The following is a 22,879-nucleotide window of genomic DNA, read 5'->3' as shown; positions in this document are numbered from 1 at the left end:
GGGCTACCCGCCCTGTACAGAAGGAGACGTTGAATGCCTTATCAACCGAACGACCTCTTGAGCCGTCATTTTCAGGAAAGCGGCGACCTCATCAGCCAGGTCGAAGCCCAACTCAGTCATATTTCCACCAACAGCCCGAACATCCCCATCTACCGTGACATGATCCTGACCGTGCTGCGCATGGCTCAGGAAGACCACAACCGCTGGAACGCCAAGATCACCCTGCAAGCCCTGCGTGAACTGGAGCAAGCATTTCGTGTACTCGAGCAATTCAAGGGCCGGCGCAAAGTTACCGTGTTCGGCTCGGCACGTACGCCAGTGGAGCATCCGCTGTATGCAATGGCCCGCGAACTCGGCGCAGCACTGACACGCGCAGAGATGATGGTCATCACCGGCGCCGGCGGCGGCATCATGGCCGCCGCCCACGAAGGAGCCGGTCGAGATCACAGCTTGGGTTTCAATATCACCCTGCCCTTCGAGCAACATGCCAATCCCACCGTCGACGGCACCGACAATCTGTTGCCCTTCCACTTTTTCTTCACCCGAAAACTGTTCTTCGTCAAAGAGGCTGACGCGCTGGTGCTGTGCCCGGGCGGGTTTGGCACCCTTGATGAAGCGCTGGAAGTGCTGACGCTGATTCAGACCGGCAAAAGCCCATTGGTGCCGGTGGTGTTGCTGGATGTTCCGGGCGGGACGTTCTGGCAAGGCGCGCTGGACTTCATCCGCAATCAGCTGGAAGAAAACCGCTACATCCTGCCGACCGATATGAAGCTGATGCGACTGGTCTACAGCGTTGAAGAAGCGGTGGAAGAGATCAATCAGTTCTACAGCAACTTCCACTCCAGCCGCTGGCTCAAGCGGCAATTTGTGATTCGCATGAACCACAAGCTCAGCGACCAGGCACTGGCGCGGATGCAGGAGGAGTTTGCTGATCTGTGCCTGAGCGACCAGTTCCACCAACATGCCTACAGCGGCGAAGAACACGACGATGCGCAGTTCAGCCATCTGGCACGGCTGGCCTTTGCCTTCAATGGCCGTACCCATGGTCGTCTGAGGGAGTTGGTGGACTTTATCAATCTGCCGGAAAACTGGGCCGATTCAAAACCGCCCATTGCACAACGCTCACGCGAGCCTTTCAACGTAATTTGAAGGCAAAAAAAAGGCCCGCTATTTTCTAAAAAATAGCGGGCCTTTTTTGTTGAATCGGTCTAATCGTCTATCCCTCGACCGCTGAACAAGCGGTTGATCATCTCCATCGAGAACCCCCGATACGCCAGAAACCGGCCTTGCCTGGCCCGTTCTTTCGCATCAATCGGTAAATGTCCGGAGAACTTACGTTGCCACGTATCCTGAAGCTGCGCCTGCCAATTGATACCACTTTCGCGCAGGGCGATTTCGATATCGGTACGTTGCAAACCCCGCTGGCTGAGCTCCTCGCGAATTCGCAGAGGGCCATAGCCGGAACGGGCTCGGTAGGAGACAAAGCTTTCAAGGTAACGGGCTTCGGAAAGCAGACCCTCTTCCGTCAAACGGTCGAGGGCTGTTTCGATCAGCTCCGCCTCGGCGCCGCGCTGACGCAGCTTACGCGTCAACTCGACTCGACCATGCTCGCGACGTGCGAGCAGGTCCATGGCGGTTCGCCGCACCGCGACGAGGGTATCCAGTACGGCGGTGGTCATCGCTGATATCAGAGATCAGCGTCGGCCAGGTCGTCTTCGGTCTCTTTGACCGCCGAGGCCTTGGAATCCGCGATCACCGCTGGCGACAGCAGCTTGTCACGCAGCTGCTTCTCGAGCTTCGCGGCGATTTCCGGGTTGTCCGCCAGGAACTTGGCCGAGTTGGCCTTGCCCTGACCGATCTTGGTGCCTTCGTAGGCGTACCAGGCGCCGGACTTCTCGACAAAACCGTGCAGCACACCCAGGTCGATCATCTCGCCGTTGAGGTAGATGCCTTTGCCGTAAAGAATCTGGAACTCGGCCTGACGGAACGGCGAAGCCACCTTGTTCTTCACAACCTTGACGCGGGTTTCGCTGCCGACCACTTCGTCGCCTTCCTTCACCGCGCCGGTACGGCGGATGTCGAGACGAACCGAGGCGTAGAACTTCAGCGCGTTACCACCGGTGGTGGTTTCCGGGCTGCCGAACATCACGCCGATTTTCATACGGATCTGGTTGATGAAAATGACCAGGCAGTTGGCGTTCTTGATGTTACCGGTGATTTTACGCAGCGCCTGAGACATCAGACGTGCTTGCAGGCCGACGTGCATGTCGCCCATTTCACCTTCGATTTCAGCCTTCGGCACCAGTGCGGCCACGGAGTCGACGATGATCACGTCAACGGCGTTGGAGCGCACCAGCATGTCGGTGATTTCCAGGGCCTGTTCGCCGGTGTCCGGCTGGGAAACCAGCAGGTCGTCAACGTTGACGCCCAGCTTGCCGGCGTACTCTGGATCGAGCGCGTGCTCGGCGTCGACGAATGCGCAGGTCGCGCCGGCTTTTTGCGCCTGGGCGATCACGGACAACGTCAGCGTGGTTTTACCGGAGGATTCAGGACCGTAGATTTCAACAATACGGCCTTTTGGCAGACCGCCGATGCCGAGTGCGATGTCCAGACCCAGAGAGCCAGTAGAGATGGCCGGGATCGCCTGACGGTCCTGATCGCCCATACGCATTACGGCACCCTTGCCGAATTGACGTTCGATCTGACCCAGGGCCGCAGCCAAGGCTTTCTTCTTGTTGTCGTCCATTAAAGTCCTCACGTAATCAATAAGGCCTGACGGCCAACACCTGTATAAGTAGCCAGTATTATTCCACAGCGTTCGAAGATCGCCTACCCCTGATTTTCGATTTCTCGTGCCGCTAGTCGCACAAGCCCCTCTAGCGCGGCCTTCACCGTTTGTCGGCGGACTTCATCACGACCGCCGGGGAAGTGCTGAACTTCAGTGTAAACCTCATCGCCCACACCCCAGGCCAGCCACACTGTGCCCACCGGTTTGTTCGGCGTGCCACCGTCGGGACCGGCGACACCGCTGACCGCCACGGCAAAATGCGCCAGGCTGTGATGCTGCGCACCGCGCACCATGGCCTCGACCACTTCACGACTGACCGCCCCTACCGTCTCGAACAAATCGCCTGGCACATCCAGCTGCCGGGTTTTCTGCCGATTGGAGTACGTCACATAACCCGCTTCAAACCAGGCCGAACTGCCCGGAATCCGCGTAATCGCTTCGGCGATACCGCCACCGGTACAGGACTCGGCGGTAGTGACATGAGCATTGAGCACTTGCAGACGTCGGCCCAGTTCTGCGGCCAGTTGAGTGGTCTCTTTCACGGCGAGCTCCGAATCGTGTGGAATGCCTTCACCGTACACGAGCCGGCCATGCTTTCAATACACAAGATCATTCAAGATGTTCGGGCGCCAGCGCTCTGACATAGGCCTGACAGGCCTGCAACGCAATCAATCCACGGTCGCCGGTGTCGGTGATGGCGATAATTCGTTGAGCATGCGCCGGGTCAAGTCGGGCGCGTACGGTTGCAGGATCCACGCCGCCGGTGCCGGCGGCGGCTGGCACCGCACAGCCGTGGGCAACGTCGCCGGCATCGAGAAGGACTGACAGCCGCACATCGGCAGTAGCAAGGCGATCGCGCAAGCGATCCTGATCACGTTGGGCATCGCTCAGCGCTCGATAATGGGTTTGCTCACTGGCCGCGAGCCGCTGCTCCAGTGCCAGGCGTCTATCCTGCTCGGCCTGTTGCGCGGTGGCGGCGGTCTGCGTCAGTTGATTGAGGGTTTCGGCGTTTAACCGCGCCTGCTCGGCCAATTGCCGCCCGTAGCGCCAGTCCTGAAACTGCCATGCCGCTGCAAACGCCCCGGTCACCAGCAGCAACAGACCCATCACGCGCCAGGAGCCGGACATAGCACCGCCCTCGCCCGCGCCCAGATTTGCAGACGATCCTGCAAGCCGTTCAACCCGCCGTTGATCCGCCGGGTGATGGTGTTGAACTGGTCCGCGTCGGCCAGTTCATTCAGGCCCTTCTGCCCCCAGAACCACGCCGCCGATTCGGCGGCCCATTGCGGTTGCTCGAGCAATTCGGGCAACGACAAAAGACGCTCATCGCCAAACAAGCCGAGGCTGCATTGGCGATAGTTGGCGCGACCGGTGATTTGTATGAGCCCGCGCCCTCTGTATTTTTGCCCGTCGCCATCCGCTTCCGGAGTATTGCCCAAACGCAGCGCCAGCGTGCCAGTGTCGTATTTGCTCAAATACTGGTTATTGCCCAGTTCGCGCACGTAACGCAATTGGCCGGACTCGTGACCGACCTGTGCCAGAAACGCCGCGATGCGCTTGGGCGTATCGATGCGCTGCCTGGCCATCGCAGCGTTGAGTGCAGAAACAAAAACGCCCGCTTGGGAGCGGGCGTTGGGCATGATGTCGATAAGGTGTGTTTCAGTTAACTGCATGATGCTTGATCCTCCCTGGATGTTGTCCCGATTGAATCACGGCTGGCGGTTGATGCTTGCCAGCCATTGTTTTCCGGAGTTTTCCGCGAAAGTATTCGTGAAGTGACGCTGGGTCAGAGCGCCGCTACCAACCAGCGCGGCGCCACCGGGCGATGTTCGCTGAAGGGAAAAGAGGACCCTTGCGGCCAATCGCGTAATTCACGTCGATAGGCTTGCAGTTCAGCATATTGTTCAGTAGTCAGCGTCGTGCCACCGCCATCCTCCAGTTCATCGCGATCGCGTGCAACCATGCCATCGGTGGCTGCCAATTGCGCATCACGCCATAGACGCTCCATGTCCTCGACTTCTTTTGCCGAGGGTGGAGGTGGATCAACCAGAATCGGGTAGCCGTTGTCCGCACGCACCCCGATCATTTTCGCGCTGACCGCCAGTTGCTGCAGCAGCGAGATCCAGTAGCCCTGAGGAATTTCGATGACGTCGTCGGGGATGTCCGTCGAGTTGATGCCGGGTACGTAAACACCCCGGGTGGTGGCGCTGAATAAAACGTTGAAGTTGTCCATTCAATAGCCCTTTACAAAATAGTTGACGGTGCAATTGGCAGCCAACTGCGCATTCGCGTCGCGAATTTTCAAGGTGCAGCCCTGCTGATTGGCGGCATTCAGCACGATCATTGCGGTGTCACCTCCCGCATGTGTGGCCACGAGCGAGAAATAGGCCCTCGGAAACGAGATTGGGAATGTCACGTAGACCAGTCCCGCAGCATTCGACAGACCTGAGCCCCATTGATCGATATTGCCGCTGGCATGTTTTTGATATCCCTGGGCACTCGTCAATCCGGAAAAAAGCGAGGCATATTTCAGACTCGCCGTCCCGTGTACCGCCCAGGCTCCACTTTCCCTCACGATGGTGGCGCTCTCGCCACTGTTGATCACGATCGAGCTCAACAAGACGCCTTGCGGGCTTATTTTTGCGGCACCCGGGTGAGCAATCGTGACAGGAGCATTGCTGCGGCAGTGAAAGACGATGGCGGCGCCCATAGGAACCTTGTCAATTTCCGGCAGGGTCACGGTGTAAGGCGAGTTACCACCCAGACCTAACGACCAGCCCAAGTCAGCGAGCGTCAGTTGCGTAGTAGCAAGGATGTCACGCGCCCCCGCGTAGCTGCCAAGAGCTCGCTGAACAAACTCGCAAGTCGCCGCCGAACGGCTGACATCAAAAGGTGCTGCGGTCTTGAACAACTGAGCGCCGCGCAGTGCGCCTAGCAATTGCGCGTTGGACGCCTCACTCGGCGTCAACCCGCCGGCTTGAACGACGCTCAGGATTTCCTGGGTAACACCATTGCCCCAACTCGCCGGAATCAGCGATCCCGGTCTGCCGTTCAGCGGGTCTTCATCAACAAAGCTACCGTCCACCAACCCTGCGCTGGGGACGCTTTTTGGGTAATCCATTACTGTTCTCCTGTTTTGATAGCGAGCCATGCGGGTGCCAGAGGGCGGGCATTCAACGCCGGGAAAAGCGCTGAGTCAGGCCAGTCGCGCAATGCCTGTCGGTACTCAAGCAGTTCCAGATACTGCGTGGGCTTGAGCGATGTGCCGCGTCCCATATCCTGTTCATCGCGATGCCGCGTGACTAACCATTCGGTCGTGGCCAGAGAGGCTTGGCGCCAGACAAGTGCGGCCGCAGGTTCCTCTTCCGCAACAATGGGAGCCTGAGCTACCACACGGCTCTGCTGTGCAGGCAGTTCTTCGGCGCCTGTCGGAAGCCCGGTGATCGGCGCACCGATCTCGACCTCTTGACCCTCCGGCACGCGAACCATCGTCTCGACGAAGGATGGAGCAAACAGCTCGCAGATGGCGTACTCACCGGCGTCGATCCGTTCGACGACCACGCCGTTCTCGACCCGTGCATAAATGGCCATTATTCATACTCCCAGATTTCACAGAATGCGTTGCCGCCGGTGCCACTGAGTACGGCAGCCGAAGCGTTGGTCGAACAGGAGCCGCTGCCGCCGGAACCGCGTCCGCCGGTGATGCCAATCCCGTTGACCCCCACTCGGGTACCACCGCCGTCATACGGGCTGGCACCGCCCGCACCCGAGAGGACGCCCCAATTGGCGTTGTACATTGCGTATTCGCCGGGTGCGCCCCGAGCATTCGCAAGATTGCCGCCTGTGACCGCTTGCCCTCCTGCACCGCCCTGAACGAAACCAACTGTTGTGGCTGTTACGGCGACGGTAAGGACCTGCCCGCCTCCACCGCCCGCAGCGCTCATGTAGGTGCCGAACGAAGCACCTCCGCCGGCCAGCCCCATCACATTACTCGCAGCGCCACCGCCACCCAGCGTAACGGGCACGCCTGCAAGTATTTCCGGGGTCACGTCGTACAGGCTTTGAGCAAAGGCCCCAGAGCCTCCGCCACCACCAATACCCTGATAACCGGCGGCAACGGGCGAACACCCACCACCGCTCCCCCCCGCGCCGACCAGCCGCACATGGATCCTCTTGGCTTTGGGGTTTGGCTTGTAAAGCGTAATCCCGACCTTCTCGAACTGCCTGACCGCCAACAGCCGCCCCACCGCATCGGTGATGCCGTAACCGGCCAATGTGGTCGGGGTATTTTTCAGTTTGGTGAAATCGACCAGTCCACCGATCGCACTGGCGAGTTGATCCGTTTTGGCCTCATCGGGTGTCAACCCGGCCGCCTTGATCACGTTGAGAATCTCTTGTGTAACGCTGTTGCCCCACACCGCCGGAATCAACGAACCCGGTGTCCCCGCCACCGGGTTTTCATCGACGAAGCGGCCATCGACCAGTCCGACGCTGGGTACGCTTTTTGGATAATCCATAAGATGTTCGCTCCTTTGAAATGACAAATGACCGGCATCGGCATCGGCAAAACGTTCTTCGCCTACCTGTTCACGGTCTGTTTTCAGAAATAAAAAAGCCCACATCGAAGTGGGCTTGGGTGACGCAGAACTGAGGTTTTTGATTTAGCTGGATGGACCGTTGACCAGTTCGCGAATGGCGACAAATGCTTCGTCAGCAGAGCTGCGCGCCAGATCCATGTTGCCCTTGGCAGCTTGGGCGCGAATCTGCGCTTTGGCCTTCAGGCGCAGGGTACGCAGCGCCAACAGATGGTCGGTCAGTTGATCGGCCATGCTCAGAATCTGCTCGGTGGCCTGTTTGGCCGTGCGGCCTTTCGCGACCCACGCGGCGACTGAAAGCGGCACTTCCTTTTTCGGGTATCCGGCGTCGCTGAAAGCTCGAGCGTCTGCGGCTGCCTGTGCGTACTCCATGGCCTTGAGCGGGTCGCCTGCCAGTGCGATGCGAGCGTTGTCGGCGGTGGCGTCGACCTTGGCGCAAAGGCGTTCGGCTTCCTGCAGATCCAGAGCAATCTGCATATCTGCATTGAAAACCCAGTTCTGCCCATCCCACTCGTGCGCAGCCGACGGTTGCGGCAGGCGCAACTCACCGTCGCACTGATGAAGTTCCTGAATGACGATCATCGAATAAGCTCCCACGAGAATTGCACGTTCACCGCGTCGGAAAAGTTGATGGCAATGCCCACGCTGTAATCGGTGATTGGATGGGTTTTGATGCCCATGCTCAGCAATAGCTCATCGCTGTCGGCATTCGATTGGCCCAAGTTGTGTTCGGCCTGATAGCACTGCCACAGTGAGCGCAAATTGGCATGATCGAAACTCGCCGCCAACGTCGAAACCGTGACGTCATTGACGATGTTGTTGGTGAACAATACACACGGTGAAACCGTTGCCGGGTTCCACCCCCCCGGGTTGTTCGAACTGCCTGTCAGGATCGGCGACAGGAAGCAATAGTTGCCCCCTGCCCACCCGGTGGACGGAAAGGCGACTGAGGTGACCGCCGTCGAGGATGGCGTTGGGTTACCGGCGACGAGTCGTGCCGCACGCGCGTGGGGATCGAGCGGTAAAAATATTGCGCCTGTGCCGTTTACCGTTTGCGTCCAGGTCAAACGTGCGCGGTTGTATAGGGTCCGCACGACCGGCACCGAACCGGGTGCTCCGGTTATCACCCACGCCAGACACATGTCCAGAGACGTGGACTGAAAACCGCCGCCGGCAGCGCCGTTGACGGTCCCTTTGAGTGAGTCAGGCACGACGTCATGAATGCCACCGCGTTGGGTGTAGAACGTGAGTACCCCGGCGATAACTTGCGCTCGCAGAAAGTAATGGCTGCTGGGCAGCAAGTCGGCGCTGCTCCACGCCGTCGTCACGAAGGTGCGCGCACGCCCGAGTTGGCCGGCCACTACTTCCTGGCCAAGGCTAATAAAGGTTCCCGCTGCGATCGAAACCCGGCCACCACTGGTTGAGGCCGCAGCCGGACTGACCGGCAGACGTGCATCGGCGGTGGCAACTGTAGGCAAAGGCAAAGCAGCCAGCGGCAGCGCCAAATCCTGGTTCCAGCCCTTGGCCGTCACCGATTGAATCGCCTGCAACAACTGATCGTATTTCTTCTCGTCCGGCGTCAGGTCCGCCGCCTTGATCACGTTAAGAATTTCCTGGGTAACTCCGTTACCCCAATCCGCCGGAATCAACGATCCCGGCGTCCCCGTCATAGGGTTCTCATCAACAAACTTCCCATTCACCAAGCCGGCACTGGGCACACTCTTCGGATAATCCATCCCTCATCCCTCCCTAGTCATAATTGATGTGCACCTTGGTATGCGCCGGCGCGCTGCGGTGGATCAGGCATTCCAGCGCCGAGCCCGGGTTGACGCCGAAGCGCTCGCCCCAGTAGCTCGCGCCGTAACGGCGGCCGAGCAGCAGGCGGCCGCCGGTGTTGAGCGTCCACATGAACTGCGCTTCCCAAGTGCCCCAATGCGCCGAACCAAACCGGGCGTGGCCCATGCGTGGGGCTTCGTGTTCGGTGATGCTGGCGTTGGGGTAACCCTGGCTTTTGGCGATGTCGAGGTAGTAGCCGACAGCCTGGCTGCCGACCGCGAGCAAGCGGCGGCGTACGGCGAGGCGGCGGTCGTCGAACAGTGGCGTGGCGCCCAGGCACGGGTCGGGCAGGTTCATCACCCGCTCCCAGTCCGGCACCAGTTCGCTGACGCCGGCCGGGTCCATTTCGTTGAGCAGATCGGCGGCGCGCGCATCCAGACGGGCCAGTTCGACGGCGACGCCTTGCAGCACTTCCTCAAGCTCGGGCACCCGCTCCGGATCCCATGCCGGGCCACTGGGCAGCAAGGCGCGCAACTGCGCCTGGTATTGCGCGGCGGTTCTTATGCCCCCCATACGCAGCCTCCGAAGGTGAGCAGTTCGCTCTGCCCGGCCGGCACGTCAGCGGCCGGAGCAGTGAGCGTGTGATCGTATTCGCCGCCGGCGCTGCTGATCGCTTCGCGGATATGGCTGATCAGCAGCGGCACACCGAGATCGGCCTCGCGGTTGTGCAGATCGCGCAACTGCGCTTCAACGGCGGCGCGCACGGCGGTGGTGTCCGGATTGACGCTCTTGAAGCGATACACTACCGGCACCTGAACCGGTCGCTGCACGTGCACTTCCGCGGTCACCGGACGCAGCGGTTCGATGTACTCCTGAACCTCCGCCAACTGCTCATCGTTCGGCACCGGTTGCGGGTCTTCATCACGCATGATGAACACCGTCACCGTGCCCGGCCCGAGCAGGCCGCCCCGGCACCACGCCCGCGTCACACCCGGCACTTCCAGCGCCCAGGTTTCGTAGTCGCTGGCCGCGCCACCATGGGAAATCACGCGGTAGGAACGGATGACCCGCGAGCGCAGCGATTCGAGGCTTTCCCGCGCCACACCGCCGCTGAGTCCCGGCGCCAGCACCACGAAGCTGTTGCCGACAATCCCGGCAATCGGCTGCACCTGGGTCAGCGTCAAACCCGCATCAGCGTTGCCCAGACTGCCGGCCTCCAGCGCCGCAATCGTGGTGCTGTTGCTGCCATTGACCGTGGTGCGCGCCGTGGTGACTTTGTAGGTGCGGCCATCGTTCGCTTGCAGCAGAGTGTCGACGTCGAGCACGGCGCCGGGAGTGGCGGTAAAACTGACGCTGCCGGTAGCCACCTGCGCGGCTTTGCGCGGCTGATTCAGGCGCAGCGCGGCGATGCGTTCCAGGGTTGACTCATCGGCTTTGTCGGGCAGGATCTGCTCGGCAATCCAGTCGAGATAACCGTACAAGCCATAAGCGGCGCCGCCGAGGGTGCGGGCGAGCACTTGCGCATCGGACTGGCGCAGCGAATCGCCAGCCAGGTCGCTTTGGGTGCGCTTGATCAGCACCGGCAGCGAAGGGGTTTCAAACGGCATAGATCACCTGCCAACTGTTATCGGGGTTGATGTCCAGACGTTCGCCGTCGGCCAGCGTGAGGACCGTGCGCAGGTTCAGGCGCTGGGCATCGAGGCGTTCGCTGATGATGTCGATGGCGCTGCAGTGGCCGTCGTCGAGCAGCCATTGCAGGGCTTCGCGGGCATAGAACTCGGCGTCCATCTGCGTCTGCCGGGTCAGCTTGACCCGGCGCAGCAGCCACAGCCGCGAGCCGATGCGATCGTCGGCAACCGTGGGAAAACTGTCGCCCCACCAGCCGAAGCGTTCTTCGTCATCGAGGGTGTCGTCATCAGCGGCGCGACGCCAGGTGAACAGACTGATGAGCACGGCGCGGGTCAGTGCGGCGTGGAGGTTCTGGCTGATGAACATCACTGGCCTCCTGCCGGCGCGCCGGTCTGACCGTTGCCGGCCTGCACGCCAACATGCACGTGTTTGATCTGGCTGATGCCGCCAGCCAGTTGATCACCGGTGGAAACGATCTTGCCGGTCTGGTTTATCACCGGCGTGTCGAAGTTCACCGCGCTGCTGGCGCGGATGTTCAGCGTGGCGGTTTCGATGTCGATGATCCGCCCGCGCTTGAAATGAATTTTGTCGCCCTCGTCGGTGTAGATCGCCACTTCACCGGCAGCGAGCGCTTGCAGGCGATAGCGACGGTCGGCGATGACCAGGGCGATGGCGTGGGAACGGTCGCCGCCGATGAAGGTGACGACCCCTTCAGCGCCAGCCAACGGATGGCTGGTGAAACCGTAGGGTTCGAAGTGTTCGAGGTCGTCGTTGACTTCACCGGCGGTGAGGCGCATTTGCAGCGATTGCAGCTTGGTTGCCGAATTGGCGAGCACGACAGTGCCGCGCGCCAGCAGGCGTGTCAGTAGGCTCATGGGGTGTCCTTGAAAAGAGTCGCCCGAATGGGATCAGTGTGGGAGCGAGCCTGCTCGCGAACGCGGCGGGTCAGGCGCTGTGATGTTGAGGCTGGCGACGCTTTCGCGAGCAGGCTCGCTCCCACAGGGTTCGGGGTCAGGCTCAGGTTTTTTTCGGGGGCGTCGGATCAGGATCAAAGGTATGCGGCGGGGCAACTTGCAGCGTGGTCACCGAACCTTGCGCCGACAACGAATAAGTGACCTTGGAAATCAGCATGTCACCATCGAAATCGAGCACCGGATCCTTGACCTTCACTAGCGTGTTATGGCGCCACAAATCGCCATTGCTCTGCCGCCAGCCCTGCACCTGATAGGTGGTGGTCTGCGCACGGCCCATGCGAGTCGCGCTTTCCCATTGGGCACGCTGCTGCGCCAACTCAAAGGTCAGTTGCGTGCCTTCGTTGATCACCGTGGTGCGCCGCCGTTTGAAACTCAGGTCGGCCGCCGTCGACTCGACTTCGCTGACCGCCGCGCCGCTTTTCGCATCCGAGCCTTTCTGCTGGCCGATCACCCGATACTCGGAGAACACCTGGCTGAAATCCATTGGCGCACTGGCCGACAGGATGTTCTTGCCCAGCTCCAGCGCATCGCTGGCGCGTCCGCCGCTGCCGGGTTTGGCCAGCACCAACTGGCCCAGCTCGTTGTCGGTGGAAAACACCCGCAGCAGCGACAGCAATCGGTCGATCGACTGGAATGCCGTTTCACCCGGCACGATGGTGTGTTTGGTCAGGCGTGTGGTGTCGCTGATTTCATTGACGACCCACAGTCCATATTCGCTCGCCAGATCGCGGACGATAGTCAGCAAGGGTTGTTGCTGCCATTGGCTGGGCAGGTTACGGGCGGCGCAATCGACCAGATCCTGGGTTTTCGAACTGCCTTCGATGGTCAGGCTGATCTGCCGCCCGTCATAGCGGATCGGTGCCTTGAACACGTAACCGGTGAGCACCAGATCCTTGCCGATTTTCACCTCGCAGGGGTCGCCGGGTTTAATCGGTTTGCTCACCGCCTGCCCCGGCCATTGCCAGGTAATGTCGAGCTTGAAGGTGCGGAACTGACGCTCGAGATCGGCGGTGATTTCGACGCTTTTCCAGCCGCCGTATTCCATGCCGTTAACCGTCAGTGTGACGTGGTTATCCAACTCGTCCATGGTTCACTCCCTGGAGACTTTCACATCGCTTTGCGGGAGGTACAACGGATTGGTCACGCCGTTGCGCTGCACGACTTCGGTGACTCGCGTGGCGTCGCCAAACTGTTTGTACGCTATGACCAGTGCCGGAAGGCTTTCCTGAAAGGATTTGCTGACCAGTCGCACGCCCGAGGATGCCACGGCCTTGAGGTGCGCAACCAAGGCATCCTGCACGTCACTGATGGCTTGATAGTGATCAGGATCGGCCTTGTTTTTCGCCCCTTGCAGCGCCTCCACCAAATCCTTTTGCAGCGCCTGCAAATCATCCGTGGCCGGGACTTCCCGGCGGGTGACTTGCTGATGGGCCTGCTGAGCAACGGTGGGCGTCGACGGCAGTTGCAGCGCTCGGGTGGCCACTGGCATCGATGCGACCCACTGCGCCACTTTGACGATCAGCGTGTCCTGCACCAGATCGGCCATCGCCTGCGCTGCGGCATTGGTGTCCTTGCCGGTGGTGATCTTCGGCGCATCAGCCTTGCGAATCGCTTCGAGTTGCTGCGACACGTCGGCGATCACGCCACGGTAGCCTTCCTTGGCGAACGCTTTCAGTTCCTGGATATCGCCGAGCAAACCCTTGAATTCTGCCGCCACTTCCTTGGGCAGCTCCTTCACGGCCTTGACCAGTTCAGTGATCTGGCGGTACTGCTCGATCAAAGGTTTCAATTGCTCCTTGATCACTTCATAGACGCCGGTAAGGCTGTTGCGCAGGTTGGTGATGCCGATCCGCGCGGCCTTGATCAGCGTCATCGCTTGTTCGAAACGCGCCACCGCCGAACCCAGCAGCCCGTCGGCCTTGGCCAGCAGCACTTTCTGCGTGCTGACCGTAGCGGTCGGAAACGGCAGGGGTTGGTCGGGATAGAACTTCAATGCAAACGTCACCAGCCCACCGTCCTGGCGGGTGTGGGTCATGTCGCATTCGCCGACCTTGACTTGCAGGCGTCCAAGCCACGGATGCACCAGCTCGCCACGCCCCTGCTCCAGCGCCTTGAGCAGCTTGTCGCGCTGCTCAAGGCAATCGGGGCCGATGATGAACGCGGTCAGATCGTGAGTCTTGGCCTGCTGGCCGAGGTCCTCGAAAAACGGCAGGTCGCGTTGCGGGTACTCATGCAACTGTCCTTTGCGCCCGACCGGGGTTTTCGCCTGGTCGATCCAGAAACCGACACCGCGAAAGGATGCCGGCAATAAACGGTCACGCCAGTTCATTGGGAACCTCCCATCGACAGCGAGCGATAGCCGATGCGTGAAGACACGGCCAGGCCCGGTTGATTGGTTTGCGGTTGTTCGGTGCGCAGGCCGGCCGGCGCATTTTCGAAGCGCACGGTCAGGCCGCCTTCGAGTTGCGTACGGTTGTTGGCGGCACTTTGCTGGATCAGCGCGCTGGAGGTTTGTGGCAACGAACCGCTTTGCAGTGCGCCGTTGCCAGCAGGCGCCGGACTGGCAGCGAAGAACGCCGGTGCCAGTTCGCCTTTGCCTTCGGCATTGGTCTCGCGTTGCGCTTGGGTCAGCGTTTCGACCTTGCCGGTGACCTTGGCGATCAGTCCGGCGAAGCCACCCTCGAACAACTCCTTGATCGGCGCAATGACGGTTTGCAGCTTTTGCCACAACTCGCCGAACCACTCAGTGATCGGCCCCCAACTCTCGATGATCTGATCCAGAGGTTTCCATTCGAACAGACTGTGCAGAAAATCCACGACCGGCGCGGAAAGCGCCAACACGACGCCCCAGATCGCCGAAAAGACCTCACCGATCGGCTGCCAATACTGAGCAATCTGCTCCAGCGGCGACCACTCGAACAGGCTGGTGAAAAAGCCTCTGACCCGCTGCACAGAAGTTTGCAGCGCCATCCAGATCGGTTCGAAAAACCCGACAACCCCACCCCAGGCGCTGGTGAGCATTTGCATCGGGAAAAAATCGAACAGTGCCCGCAAAGTATCCCGGGTGCTTTGCACAGCCGATTGCAGCGTCGTCAATATCGGCTGGAAATACGCAACAATGCCTCCCCAGGCGCTGGTGATCATCTGCATTGGCGAGAAGTCGAACAGCGACACGAGGAATTCTTTAGCCGGTAGCGCGACTTCTCGCAGGCCGCTGAACATCGGTTCGAAGAACGCGACAACACCACCCCACGCATCGGTAAGCATCTGCATCGGCGAGAAATCGAACAGGTTTCTAAGAAATGCCATCACCGGCACACTCAAGGCCTTGAGCAATTCCCAGATCGCCGAGAACAGGCCGGTCAGCGGCCCCCAGTTTTCAATGATCATCCCCGCAGGCGACCACAAGAAAACCGACTTGAAGAAGTCGATCGCTGGCGCCGTCACGGCCATCACCTTGTCCCAGACTCCGGAGAAAAATCCCGTGACCGGTTCCCACAGCGCAGCCAGTGCCGCCAGCGGTCGCCAGTCGAGTACCGAGCGCAACGTCGCCATCGCACTCGCCCCGATGTTTTTCACGCCCTCCCACATCCCTGTGAAGAACGCGCTGATCGGCGTCCAGTTGGCCACGATCAAACCGGCCGCCACGGCAATGCCCATGGCGATCAGCATGATCGGGTTGGTCTTGAGCACCATGTTCATGACGTCCATCACCTGAGTCATACCGGTGACGGCGGTTTGCATGGCGGAGAAGGCAATCGCCCCCGCCGCCAGGCCTTCAACCAGTTTCGGGTTGTCGGCGAGCAGGCTGCCGACCTGCGTCAGCATCGGCTCCAGTCCGACCACCAAGGCCCCCACCGCCGGCACCAGCGCGGCGTCCACCGCCGCCGAAACCTTCTGCATCGACGCACTGAACACGTTCATGTTCTGCGTCGCTGCTGTCGGCGCGGCGGGCAGATCTACGGTTTTCGCCGTGTCGCTGACTTCGCTCAATTTGCCCTGGAACGCTGCGGCCGATTTGATGCCGTCTACAAACGGCGTGATCACGCTGCCGCCGTTGAACAGACCACTGATGTCCAGTTTGCCGAGGCCGGTCTGCTCGAGATTGTTTTTAAAACTCTCAACCTTCATGCGCAGGGCGCCCAGTTTGGGCGAGAGTTCATCGATGCCGGTGATCAGCACCGGTTTCGGGGTTTTCTTCTCTTCGTCTGCCATCACTGCACCTGCTGCATCGCATTGATCCGTTGCGCGTGCTCCAGCGATTCGCGGAGCACATCCAGTGGCCTGGCCATCATCTGTTCGGGATCAACCTTCCAGAACCAGGCCAGGTCATAGGCGACGGCGATCAGGTCGGTGATGGCGCCGACGCCGCACTCATGAAAAAACTCGCAACGGCCCAGCTCAGCGCGTTGAGGTCAGCCAGATCCAACTGGTTGACCGACGACGGCGGGATGCCCGCGCACACAGCGATGTATTTGGCCGCCACGTCCATGTCGAGGCTGACTTCTTCGCTCTTGTCGATCTTGTACGGCAGCGCCTTGATCGCTCGCACTTCCTGCACCGTCGGGCGGCGCAGAACGAGTTCGGTCAGAGGCTCGCCGTGGGCTTCGATCGCTACCTGAAGCTTCACGGCGCCGCTCATTGCCAGGTCCCCTTGATGCCTTCGAACTTCAGTTCGATGGTGGCGTCGTCGCCCTTGGAAACTGGCTCCTCGACCAGATAGGCGCCGGCCAGCACGTAGACTTTGCCGTTGCTGAATTCGCAGGTGACGGTGATATCAGTGCCTTCGATCAGCTTCTTCAGCGGGAAGTCGGCGGTGTGCAGCGCGGTCACTTTGAACGACGGTGCGATGTCGGTTTCCTTGTAGAAACCGGGCACGACGGTTTCACGTTTGACGGCCATCAGCGGGGCTTCGCAGCCGCCATTGATGGTCAGTTGTGCGCCGTCGACCTTGACGTAGCAGGTGCCTGCAATCAGTTGACCCATGGTGTTTCTCCCTTCAAATAAAAAGCCCACGCGAGGTGGGCTGAATGCTTAGCGCCGACTGCGCGGATCAGGCCGCGTCGTCGTACTGCAGACGGAACTGGTTGAGCAGTGCGAACACGCGCAGGCCGTTGATGTAATCCGGCGGGAACAGCACGTTCACGCGGCTCGGGTCCTGCACGTCGCGCTCGACGATCAGGTGTTCGGCGAACAGCTCGGCGTTCTCCACATGGCCTTCCAGCTCTAGCTTGGCGTACTGCGCAATCAGCTCGCCGCGAATGGTCGCAGGCGTGACGATCGGCTGACCGGCGCCGAAACGGGTACCGTCGGAGGCCAGTTTGTGGCGTCCGTATTTGCTGGTGATCACGCTTTGCAGACGACGCACGATGAACGCCGACTGGTGCATGGTTTCGCTGTCCAGATAGGAGTTGTCGGCCTGGCCGTAGGCGTTCTTCTGGTAGGTGGTGATCGAACGCTGGATGCGCACGTAACCGCCTTCGTAGTACGCAGTAGCGATGCCGTAGTTGAGCAGCGACTGACGCTCGGTCAGGGTGAAGCGCTCGCTGGCCGGCGCCGGGTCAACACCCGGCAGGCTGCCGCTTTGCGTCGGACGGCTGGCATCGGCGGAGATGAACACCGCCGTGCGCGCAGCCAGTGCCGCCGCTTGTACCCAGAACGGTTGCGGTACGCCCGGCTCCAGCGCCTGGATGGTCATGTGCTGATCGTTGCGCGCCTGGCCGGCAGCGACCAGCGTACCGACCGTGCCGCGTTTGGCGCTGTAGACGTGACCGAACAATTGCTTGGCCCACGACCAGCGCCCGGTGCTGTCATCCATCACCGCTTGCCAGGTGTTGAGGGTGGCCAGGTCGGACCACGGCAAGGCGATGAATTCGAATGGCTCATCGCCTAGAGCCGCGACGGCGGCGATCTGATCCGGCACACCGGCGCCGCCGGTCATGGCGGTGATTGCGCTGGTCAGACCGGCCGGAGTTTCTTCGCCGTTGCTCTTGCCCAGGCGATTGAATTGCAGGCTGATGTCATTGCCGCTGTCGCCGGTCCATTTGGCGGTCAGGGTGACCACGCCTTCGGCAGTGGCTGCGCTGACTGGCAGGTCGGCAGTGGCGTTGATTTTCTGCGCCAGTGCCGTGGCCGCTTGAGCGGCGGTGGCGCCATTGACCACGGTGGCCTGCACGCGCACGCCGCCGACATATAGATTGAGCATGCCCGCTTGAGTCGCGGTACCGGTCAGGGTCAACACACCCTTGGCGATGGCGCCTTCGGTGTTGTGCAGCGGCAGGCACCAGATCTCGCCGATCGGGTCAGCCTTGCGGAAGGTCTCGTACATCGAAGCGAGCATCGAGCCCTGGCCGCCGATGCTTTTCGCCAGCGCCACGCTGGAAACCAGCACCAGTTTGCCGACCTCAGTCGGGGCAATATTGTCGTTGACCTGCGCGACGATCAAACGGCGCATGGCCGAGGTCGCGCTGTTGGCGGCCGAGTTGTCCATTTCGGCATAGAACAGCGGCACACGAATGTCCGCCGGGATGTTGCTGAATCCGATCGCCATTATTTGGCTCCCTGTGGTTTAGCCGCTTTTGCGGTTTTGAGTGTGATATCGCCGTCGGCCAGACGCCGGCGCCACCAGGCGCTGTCCAGCACTTCACGGCCTGCGGCCGGCAGCAAGTCGCCGGCCTCCGGGTCAGGTACGACACGGCCAGCGGCCGGCACTACGGTGATGCGGTTGCTCATGGGGTTACGTCTCCAGAGAAAGTCATTTCCACCCGGCCATCCGGACCCGGGCGTTGCAGATTGGGGTCGGCCGGATCGATCGCATCGACCCGCACCGTCATCCCGGTAAAGGACGACAAAGCGTCCAGTTCGCGCTCGTGCCAACTCTCCGCAGGCTGACTTGGCAGATTGCGGCCGAGCTGGAACTCGGCATAAAAACGCAGCCGATAGAAGGCGCGGCTGCTGTTGATCGAGACCATCTCGCCGCCGTCGTAGACGATGGCGCTGTAGTCGGAATCGGGTTTGAACCCCACCAGCGCGCGCCACAGTTCGGCGCGCAGGTCGTGCAACCCATCCAGCGCTTTTGTCGCGTCGGTAGCGTCAAGGGCCAGGACGATTTCAAAGCGGTCGCGGATTGGTTGGGTGGTGAGGTTTTGTGTGTTGCTGTTGCTGGCCAGATCGGCGATTGCCAGCACGTGGGCCGAAGGTGTTGGCAGATCCGGGTTGCCTTGCAGCAACGCCAGATCGACACCCACCGAAATGTGATTGGCAAGCCCAGGGCATTGCCCACGCAGTTGCGTGAGGATCGGGGTGATCTTCATGGGGGTGTTCCGAAGTAAGAGAAATTACAGTGAACGCCGCAGTCCCTGTGGGAGCGAGCCTGCTCGCGAATGCGGTCGATCAGTCACATCGATGCTGAAGCTGACGTCCCTTTCGCGAGCAGGCTCGCTCCCACAGGAATAAGCACTCGGTTCAGGATTACTGTTCCGCCTTCGGGTCCAGGCACGACGCATCAATCAGGCAGCGATAGCTGTTCTCGCGACTGCCGCTGGCGGTGACCTTGTCGATCGACCAGCGTCCGCGCATGAAGTCCGGCCAGCTCTCATCGAGCAATACCAGCCCTTCGGCCGCGAGCCGTGGATCCCCCGGGCAAGTGATTTTCACTTTGTATTTCTGCCGCAACATCTTGCGTACTTCGCCCTCGCCAACTGCGATGGCATCCGCTTCGCTGGGCTGCTTCTGGCGCACCGTCTTGAACGGCGCTACGCCAGTCTCGATCCAACGCAACACCCCGGCCGCCGCATCCCAGAAACAGGTCTTGCAGCCCTTGACCTGCTCGCGGGCCGATTCTTCCAGCGTGGCGCTGATGAATGCGTGATCGCCGGGACGATTGTTGTGGGTAACCGACAGCGTCACGTCCGGCAGAATCTGCCCCGACAACGACTTGGTCTGCCCGGGCCGCGCAAGCACATAGACATCGCCGTAAGGCTTGGCGACGACGTTGTATTTTTTCGCCAGACGCGTGACAAACCCCATGTCGGTCTCGTTGGACTGGTCGATGTGCTCGATGCGTATCAACGAAATCTCAGGCGCGACCCGTGGCGAAAATCCGTGCAGCTCCACCAGCTTGCGAAATAAACCACCCAGCGTCGTTGGCCCATGACTGGCGGTGCGGCGCTGCTTGAAGCCGGTTTCATCATCCTTGCTGAATGGCGCCGCAGTGGCCACCAGGGTGAGGCGAAACGGAAACAGTGTCGGCGTCAGACGCGTCACTTTGAACAGGCCTTTATCGACCATTGCGGTTTCTCGATAACCGACTTGCAGGCCAATCTTGCCGCCCAGATTCGGCAACCCCTCAAGCCCCTCCAGATCGATAGTCAACGTCAGTTGATCGGACTCGAAACCGGCGGCGTCGATGTGCTCCCAACTGATCAGGCGCTGATTGAGCAGGGCCGCGTTGGCCCCGTAGATATTCACTGCCGGCGTAAATCCCAGTGCCATTCAACCTCCTTAATCCCACGCCGTCGCTGCTTTGACCACGGCGGGTTTCACATCCAGTTCCGGTAGCACGATCCAGACGCCGGCGGGCAGAATCGGCCCGTGTTCGGCCAGGGTCGGGTTGAGCTTCCACAGCACTTCTTCGGCAGCGTCATCACTGCGCCCGGTTTCGCGGTAGAGCAGCAGATTCACCGAATCACCGGCCACACTTCGTGCTTTACGCATTGTTGAACTCCGCTAGTTCGATGACCCAATCGACTACCATCGCCGTACCGTCATCGATGATCTGGGTCTGGGTTTCCTGAACGCTGCTGATCCGCCACAGGCCCCAGTTTCGACCAATCCCGTCGATCAACGGCAGCGGGATACGCAGCGCCTGCAAAGCTCGCAATTCATCGAGCCGATCCATGGCTACGGCGTACATCGACTTGCCGGTAATGGTCAGGGTTTCCGGTTTCTGTCCGGTCTGGCTGGACTTGGGTTTGCTGGTGAGGATCTGTATCTCGGTCCAGCCGCCGTCAGACTTGCGCAGCAACTGGTGGTACGCAAAGTTGCGCGACAGGCCGAAGATGAAACTGCCCAATGCCATTTGCTGTTTCATCAGGCGACTCCATCGGTCAGGGCCGCGTCGCGGCGGGTGGCAAGGGGGTTGTTGGTGAGCAGCGGGGTCATTTGCATGAACTGGTTTTGCAGATGCTGCGCGACCAACATACCGATCTTGTCCGAGCTGCCGGGGTCGCTGCAGTAGACCTGGACCGAAGGTGCGTAGGTCACGTGCTGGTCAGACGCATGGGCGCTCGCCAGATCCTTGCTCACTTGGGCGGGCGCAGAAAGCGTGTCAGGCGCGGTGATAGCAAGTCTTTCACTCAAAGCAGTTTGCGCGTTTCTGCTCGATGCCGGAATCGCCTGCGAAATAGCCTCCAGAGAAACCGTCGATGGCCCGAGGTGCGGCGTATCGACCAATGATGCTCGTTCGCCAATTGCCATTTCCGCACCGGCCGCAGGAGCCAGACTGGCAATCCCTGTCACCGGCTTGTCCGCTGCGAGCCTCGATGCAGAATCTGCTGTTGACGAAAGATCGGGGGGATTCGCCAGGGCGCTACCAGGTATCCGTTTGCGCAACCGGTCTTTCGCCTCATCGACACCGGCGTCCAACACAAGATCGAATAGCTTTTTCAGGGCTGAACCCAAAACAATGACCCCCGCCGTGATCGTCGGATGGTCCTCAGCGAATTCACTCATCCTGTCGATGCCGGCACCGGCAACGCTCAGCACTTCAGGAGAGGGCGCCACCGCCTGGGCGCTGGCGATAGCCAAGCGCTCGTTTCGAGCAGTCTGAGCATTCCACTGTCCTTGCGGGGAATTGGAGCGTGCCAGTGCAGACTGGCGCACCGAACTCCGCTCACCGATCACCGAAGTCGCGTACTGACTTTTGTCCTTTACTTGCGAAAAGGCCTCGTTGACATCGCCCGGATTCTGCGCCAACAACTGCACCGCATTGGCGCTGTCAGCAAACAGGCTTCGCGCCAGCGTGGCGCGTTGTTCGACAGGTTTTGCGTGCAGCGCGGCAAGCACCGAGAGCAGCGCACCCTGGGCATTCTGCTTGTCGGGGTCATGCATTGCAGCGGTCACGGCAGCAGGATCAAGTCCCAACTGCTTCCAGGCGCCACGTTCTGCGGCGGAGACGCTGTCACCTTTGCCCAAGGCAGCTGAAAGGCTTTTCAACGCCTGCCCGGCATCGTCTTTGCCCGTTCCGCTGCGGAGCAAGGCTGCCGACAGCGCTGCGGCCTGCTGGGGCTGCAAGCCTGCTGTGAGCGCCGCCTCGCCTGATTGCTTGAGTACGGCGCCGATGTCGGCGGACTTGACGCCACCCGGCATTTTGCCGAGCAGGTGTGTCGCATCCGCGAGGTCAAACGCCTGATCGCGAGTGAGCTTCATCGAGGTGCGCCACACCGTCATCATCTCGGCGACTTCCATCGCTGGGATTTTGAGTGCCGACGCTACGACCGCAGCGTCGCTGGCGAAGTTGAGCAGCTCAAAAGACTTGTCCGACGCGTTGGTCAGCTCATTGCCAATTCCTGAGTCGGCGGCCAGCGTTGCAACCTTGATCAGTTCGATACCGCTGGTGCCTCCCGCCGCCACCATCGGCTTACTGGCCATGATCAAGCTCGACAGTGCGATTTCGTTGGCCTGCACTGGCGTCAATTGTGCCGCGCTACCCAGATCGGCCGCCGCCGAATAAAAGTCAATCGCCGGCCTCACACTTTCTGGTGCCTTGGTCCGCTCGGCGGCCTCATCCGGCGCTGCCGACGCGCTGGTGGCTTCACCGTTCGCGGTGGAACTCAACGAGAGCATCCGCAAGTTGGACAATGCCAATCGCAATGAATCGATCGCTGTCGTCAACGCATCGATCCTGATACTTGCGGTGACGAGCGCCTGACTCAGCTGGGGATATTGATCGCCGATGATCGGTCCGGGGCCGGGGTTTGCCGCAGCCATGTTCAAGCGGATATCACCGGTTGCTGCGCCCCCCCGCTCATCGGCATTCATTGGCGCAAATTTGCTTTCTGCCATGCCGCTCTACTCCTGTTTCACGCCAAGGCGAGTGATCGCTATGTCGTAGCGGC

The 22,879-nt window shown here is 60.7% G+C and carries 28 protein-coding genes; 1 reads left to right on the top strand and 27 read right to left on the bottom strand.

Annotated features, from left to right (window positions below):
* Window positions 1-33 precede the first annotated feature (33 nt).
* On the top strand, window positions 34-1,149 hold the full coding sequence (locus tag PSH90_RS05655) for a TIGR00730 family Rossman fold protein (protein WP_305382333.1): 1,116 nt from the start codon (window positions 34-36) through the stop codon (window positions 1,147-1,149).
* 59 nt (window positions 1,150-1,208) lie between these two features.
* Here PSH90_RS05655 and recX read toward each other — a convergent pair whose 3' ends face one another.
* The 27 genes from recX to PSH90_RS05520 form a co-directional block, all read right to left on the bottom strand.
* Window positions 1,209-1,679: a recombination regulator RecX gene (gene recX / locus PSH90_RS05650; protein ID WP_252877589.1), complete on the bottom strand. Its 471-nt coding sequence runs from the start codon at window positions 1,677-1,679 to the stop codon at window positions 1,209-1,211.
* 8 nt (window positions 1,680-1,687) lie between these two features.
* A complete protein-coding gene (recA, locus tag PSH90_RS05645; protein WP_024011876.1) occupies window positions 1,688-2,746 on the bottom strand; it encodes a recombinase RecA in 1,059 nt (352 codons plus the stop codon).
* Between the two features lie 83 nt (window positions 2,747-2,829).
* Window positions 2,830-3,330 carry a CinA family protein gene (locus PSH90_RS05640; RefSeq protein ID WP_041478216.1) on the bottom strand — a complete coding sequence of 167 codons (501 nt, stop codon included), beginning with the start codon at window positions 3,328-3,330 and terminating at the stop codon, window positions 2,830-2,832.
* 67 nt (window positions 3,331-3,397) lie between these two features.
* A complete protein-coding gene (locus PSH90_RS05635) occupies window positions 3,398-3,916 on the bottom strand; it encodes a lysis system i-spanin subunit Rz (protein ID WP_095180519.1) in 519 nt (172 codons plus the stop codon).
* Window positions 3,895-4,461 (bottom strand): glycoside hydrolase family 19 protein, encoded by a 567-nt coding sequence (locus tag PSH90_RS05630; RefSeq protein WP_305382331.1) that lies wholly within the window; start codon window positions 4,459-4,461, stop codon window positions 3,895-3,897. Before PSH90_RS05630 ends, PSH90_RS05635 begins: the two co-directional genes overlap by 22 nt.
* A 113-nt stretch (window positions 4,462-4,574) precedes the next feature.
* Window positions 4,575-5,021: a phage tail assembly chaperone gene (locus PSH90_RS05625; RefSeq protein ID WP_236168043.1), complete on the bottom strand. Its 447-nt coding sequence runs from the start codon at window positions 5,019-5,021 to the stop codon at window positions 4,575-4,577.
* A complete protein-coding gene (locus tag PSH90_RS05620) occupies window positions 5,022-5,909 on the bottom strand; it encodes a hypothetical protein (RefSeq protein WP_056783294.1) in 888 nt (295 codons plus the stop codon).
* Window positions 5,909-6,379, bottom strand: coding sequence for a phage tail assembly chaperone (locus PSH90_RS05615; protein WP_056783291.1), 471 nt, complete (start codon window positions 6,377-6,379; stop codon window positions 5,909-5,911). Before PSH90_RS05615 ends, PSH90_RS05620 begins: the two co-directional genes overlap by 1 nt.
* On the bottom strand, window positions 6,379-7,305 hold the full coding sequence (locus PSH90_RS05610; protein ID WP_305383111.1) for a hypothetical protein: 927 nt from the start codon (window positions 7,303-7,305) through the stop codon (window positions 6,379-6,381). The genes PSH90_RS05615 and PSH90_RS05610 overlap by 1 nt, the downstream gene beginning before the upstream one ends.
* 144 nt (window positions 7,306-7,449) lie before the next feature.
* On the bottom strand, window positions 7,450-7,965 hold the full coding sequence (locus tag PSH90_RS05605; protein ID WP_305382330.1) for a phage tail protein: 516 nt from the start codon (window positions 7,963-7,965) through the stop codon (window positions 7,450-7,452).
* Window positions 7,962-9,119 carry a phage tail protein gene (locus tag PSH90_RS05600; RefSeq protein ID WP_256810411.1) on the bottom strand — a complete coding sequence of 386 codons (1,158 nt, stop codon included), beginning with the start codon at window positions 9,117-9,119 and terminating at the stop codon, window positions 7,962-7,964. The genes PSH90_RS05605 and PSH90_RS05600 overlap by 4 nt, the downstream gene beginning before the upstream one ends.
* 13 nt (window positions 9,120-9,132) lie before the next feature.
* A complete protein-coding gene (locus PSH90_RS05595; protein ID WP_305382328.1) occupies window positions 9,133-9,732 on the bottom strand; it encodes a YmfQ family protein in 600 nt (199 codons plus the stop codon).
* Window positions 9,720-10,766: a baseplate J/gp47 family protein gene (locus tag PSH90_RS05590; RefSeq protein WP_305382327.1), complete on the bottom strand. Its 1,047-nt coding sequence runs from the start codon at window positions 10,764-10,766 to the stop codon at window positions 9,720-9,722. Before PSH90_RS05590 ends, PSH90_RS05595 begins: the two co-directional genes overlap by 13 nt.
* Entirely contained in the window at window positions 10,756-11,154 is a 399-nt protein-coding gene (locus PSH90_RS05585) for a phage GP46 family protein (RefSeq protein WP_056783279.1), read from the bottom strand. The genes PSH90_RS05590 and PSH90_RS05585 overlap by 11 nt, the downstream gene beginning before the upstream one ends.
* Complete coding sequence (locus PSH90_RS05580; RefSeq protein WP_056783277.1) at window positions 11,154-11,663, bottom strand: phage baseplate assembly protein V; 510 nt, start codon at window positions 11,661-11,663, stop codon at window positions 11,154-11,156. Before PSH90_RS05580 ends, PSH90_RS05585 begins: the two co-directional genes overlap by 1 nt.
* 142 nt (window positions 11,664-11,805) lie before the next feature.
* Complete coding sequence (locus tag PSH90_RS05575) at window positions 11,806-12,849, bottom strand: phage baseplate assembly protein (RefSeq protein ID WP_056783274.1); 1,044 nt, start codon at window positions 12,847-12,849, stop codon at window positions 11,806-11,808.
* 3 nt (window positions 12,850-12,852) lie between these two features.
* A complete protein-coding gene (locus tag PSH90_RS05570) occupies window positions 12,853-14,091 on the bottom strand; it encodes a DNA circularization protein (protein WP_305382326.1) in 1,239 nt (412 codons plus the stop codon).
* Window positions 14,088-15,977 (bottom strand): phage tail protein, encoded by a 1,890-nt coding sequence (locus PSH90_RS05565; protein ID WP_305382325.1) that lies wholly within the window; start codon window positions 15,975-15,977, stop codon window positions 14,088-14,090. The genes PSH90_RS05570 and PSH90_RS05565 overlap by 4 nt, the downstream gene beginning before the upstream one ends.
* Window positions 15,978-16,107: 130 nt before the next feature.
* Window positions 16,108-16,404 carry a phage tail assembly protein gene (locus PSH90_RS05560; protein WP_007908778.1) on the bottom strand — a complete coding sequence of 99 codons (297 nt, stop codon included), beginning with the start codon at window positions 16,402-16,404 and terminating at the stop codon, window positions 16,108-16,110.
* Complete coding sequence (locus PSH90_RS05555) at window positions 16,401-16,748, bottom strand: phage tail tube protein (RefSeq protein WP_007908779.1); 348 nt, start codon at window positions 16,746-16,748, stop codon at window positions 16,401-16,403. The genes PSH90_RS05560 and PSH90_RS05555 overlap by 4 nt, the downstream gene beginning before the upstream one ends.
* Before the next feature lie 67 nt (window positions 16,749-16,815).
* On the bottom strand, window positions 16,816-18,312 hold the full coding sequence (locus PSH90_RS05550) for a phage tail sheath subtilisin-like domain-containing protein (RefSeq protein WP_305382324.1): 1,497 nt from the start codon (window positions 18,310-18,312) through the stop codon (window positions 16,816-16,818).
* Complete coding sequence (locus PSH90_RS05545; protein WP_024011856.1) at window positions 18,312-18,494, bottom strand: DUF2635 domain-containing protein; 183 nt, start codon at window positions 18,492-18,494, stop codon at window positions 18,312-18,314. Before PSH90_RS05545 ends, PSH90_RS05550 begins: the two co-directional genes overlap by 1 nt.
* On the bottom strand, window positions 18,491-19,075 hold the full coding sequence (locus tag PSH90_RS05540; protein ID WP_252877582.1) for a hypothetical protein: 585 nt from the start codon (window positions 19,073-19,075) through the stop codon (window positions 18,491-18,493). Before PSH90_RS05540 ends, PSH90_RS05545 begins: the two co-directional genes overlap by 4 nt.
* A 157-nt stretch (window positions 19,076-19,232) precedes the next feature.
* The gene (locus tag PSH90_RS05535) at window positions 19,233-20,255 is read right to left on the bottom strand and encodes a phage tail protein (protein WP_056783265.1); all 1,023 of its coding nucleotides are present in this window, start codon (window positions 20,253-20,255) and stop codon (window positions 19,233-19,235) included.
* 9 nt (window positions 20,256-20,264) lie between these two features.
* Window positions 20,265-20,477, bottom strand: a complete 213-nt coding sequence (locus PSH90_RS05530; RefSeq protein WP_056783262.1) for a tail protein X — start codon at window positions 20,475-20,477, stop codon at window positions 20,265-20,267.
* Entirely contained in the window at window positions 20,470-20,853 is a 384-nt protein-coding gene (locus tag PSH90_RS05525; RefSeq protein ID WP_041478101.1) for a phage tail protein, read from the bottom strand. The genes PSH90_RS05530 and PSH90_RS05525 overlap by 8 nt, the downstream gene beginning before the upstream one ends.
* A complete protein-coding gene (locus PSH90_RS05520; protein WP_095180503.1) occupies window positions 20,853-22,826 on the bottom strand; it encodes a phage tail tape measure protein in 1,974 nt (657 codons plus the stop codon). Before PSH90_RS05520 ends, PSH90_RS05525 begins: the two co-directional genes overlap by 1 nt.
* Window positions 22,827-22,879 lie beyond the last annotated feature (53 nt).

The organism is Pseudomonas sp. FP1762, assembly GCF_030687105.1.
GTDB lineage: Bacteria > Pseudomonadota > Gammaproteobacteria > Pseudomonadales > Pseudomonadaceae > Aquipseudomonas > Aquipseudomonas siliginis.
This window is presented reverse-complemented; position numbering and strand designations above follow the sequence as displayed.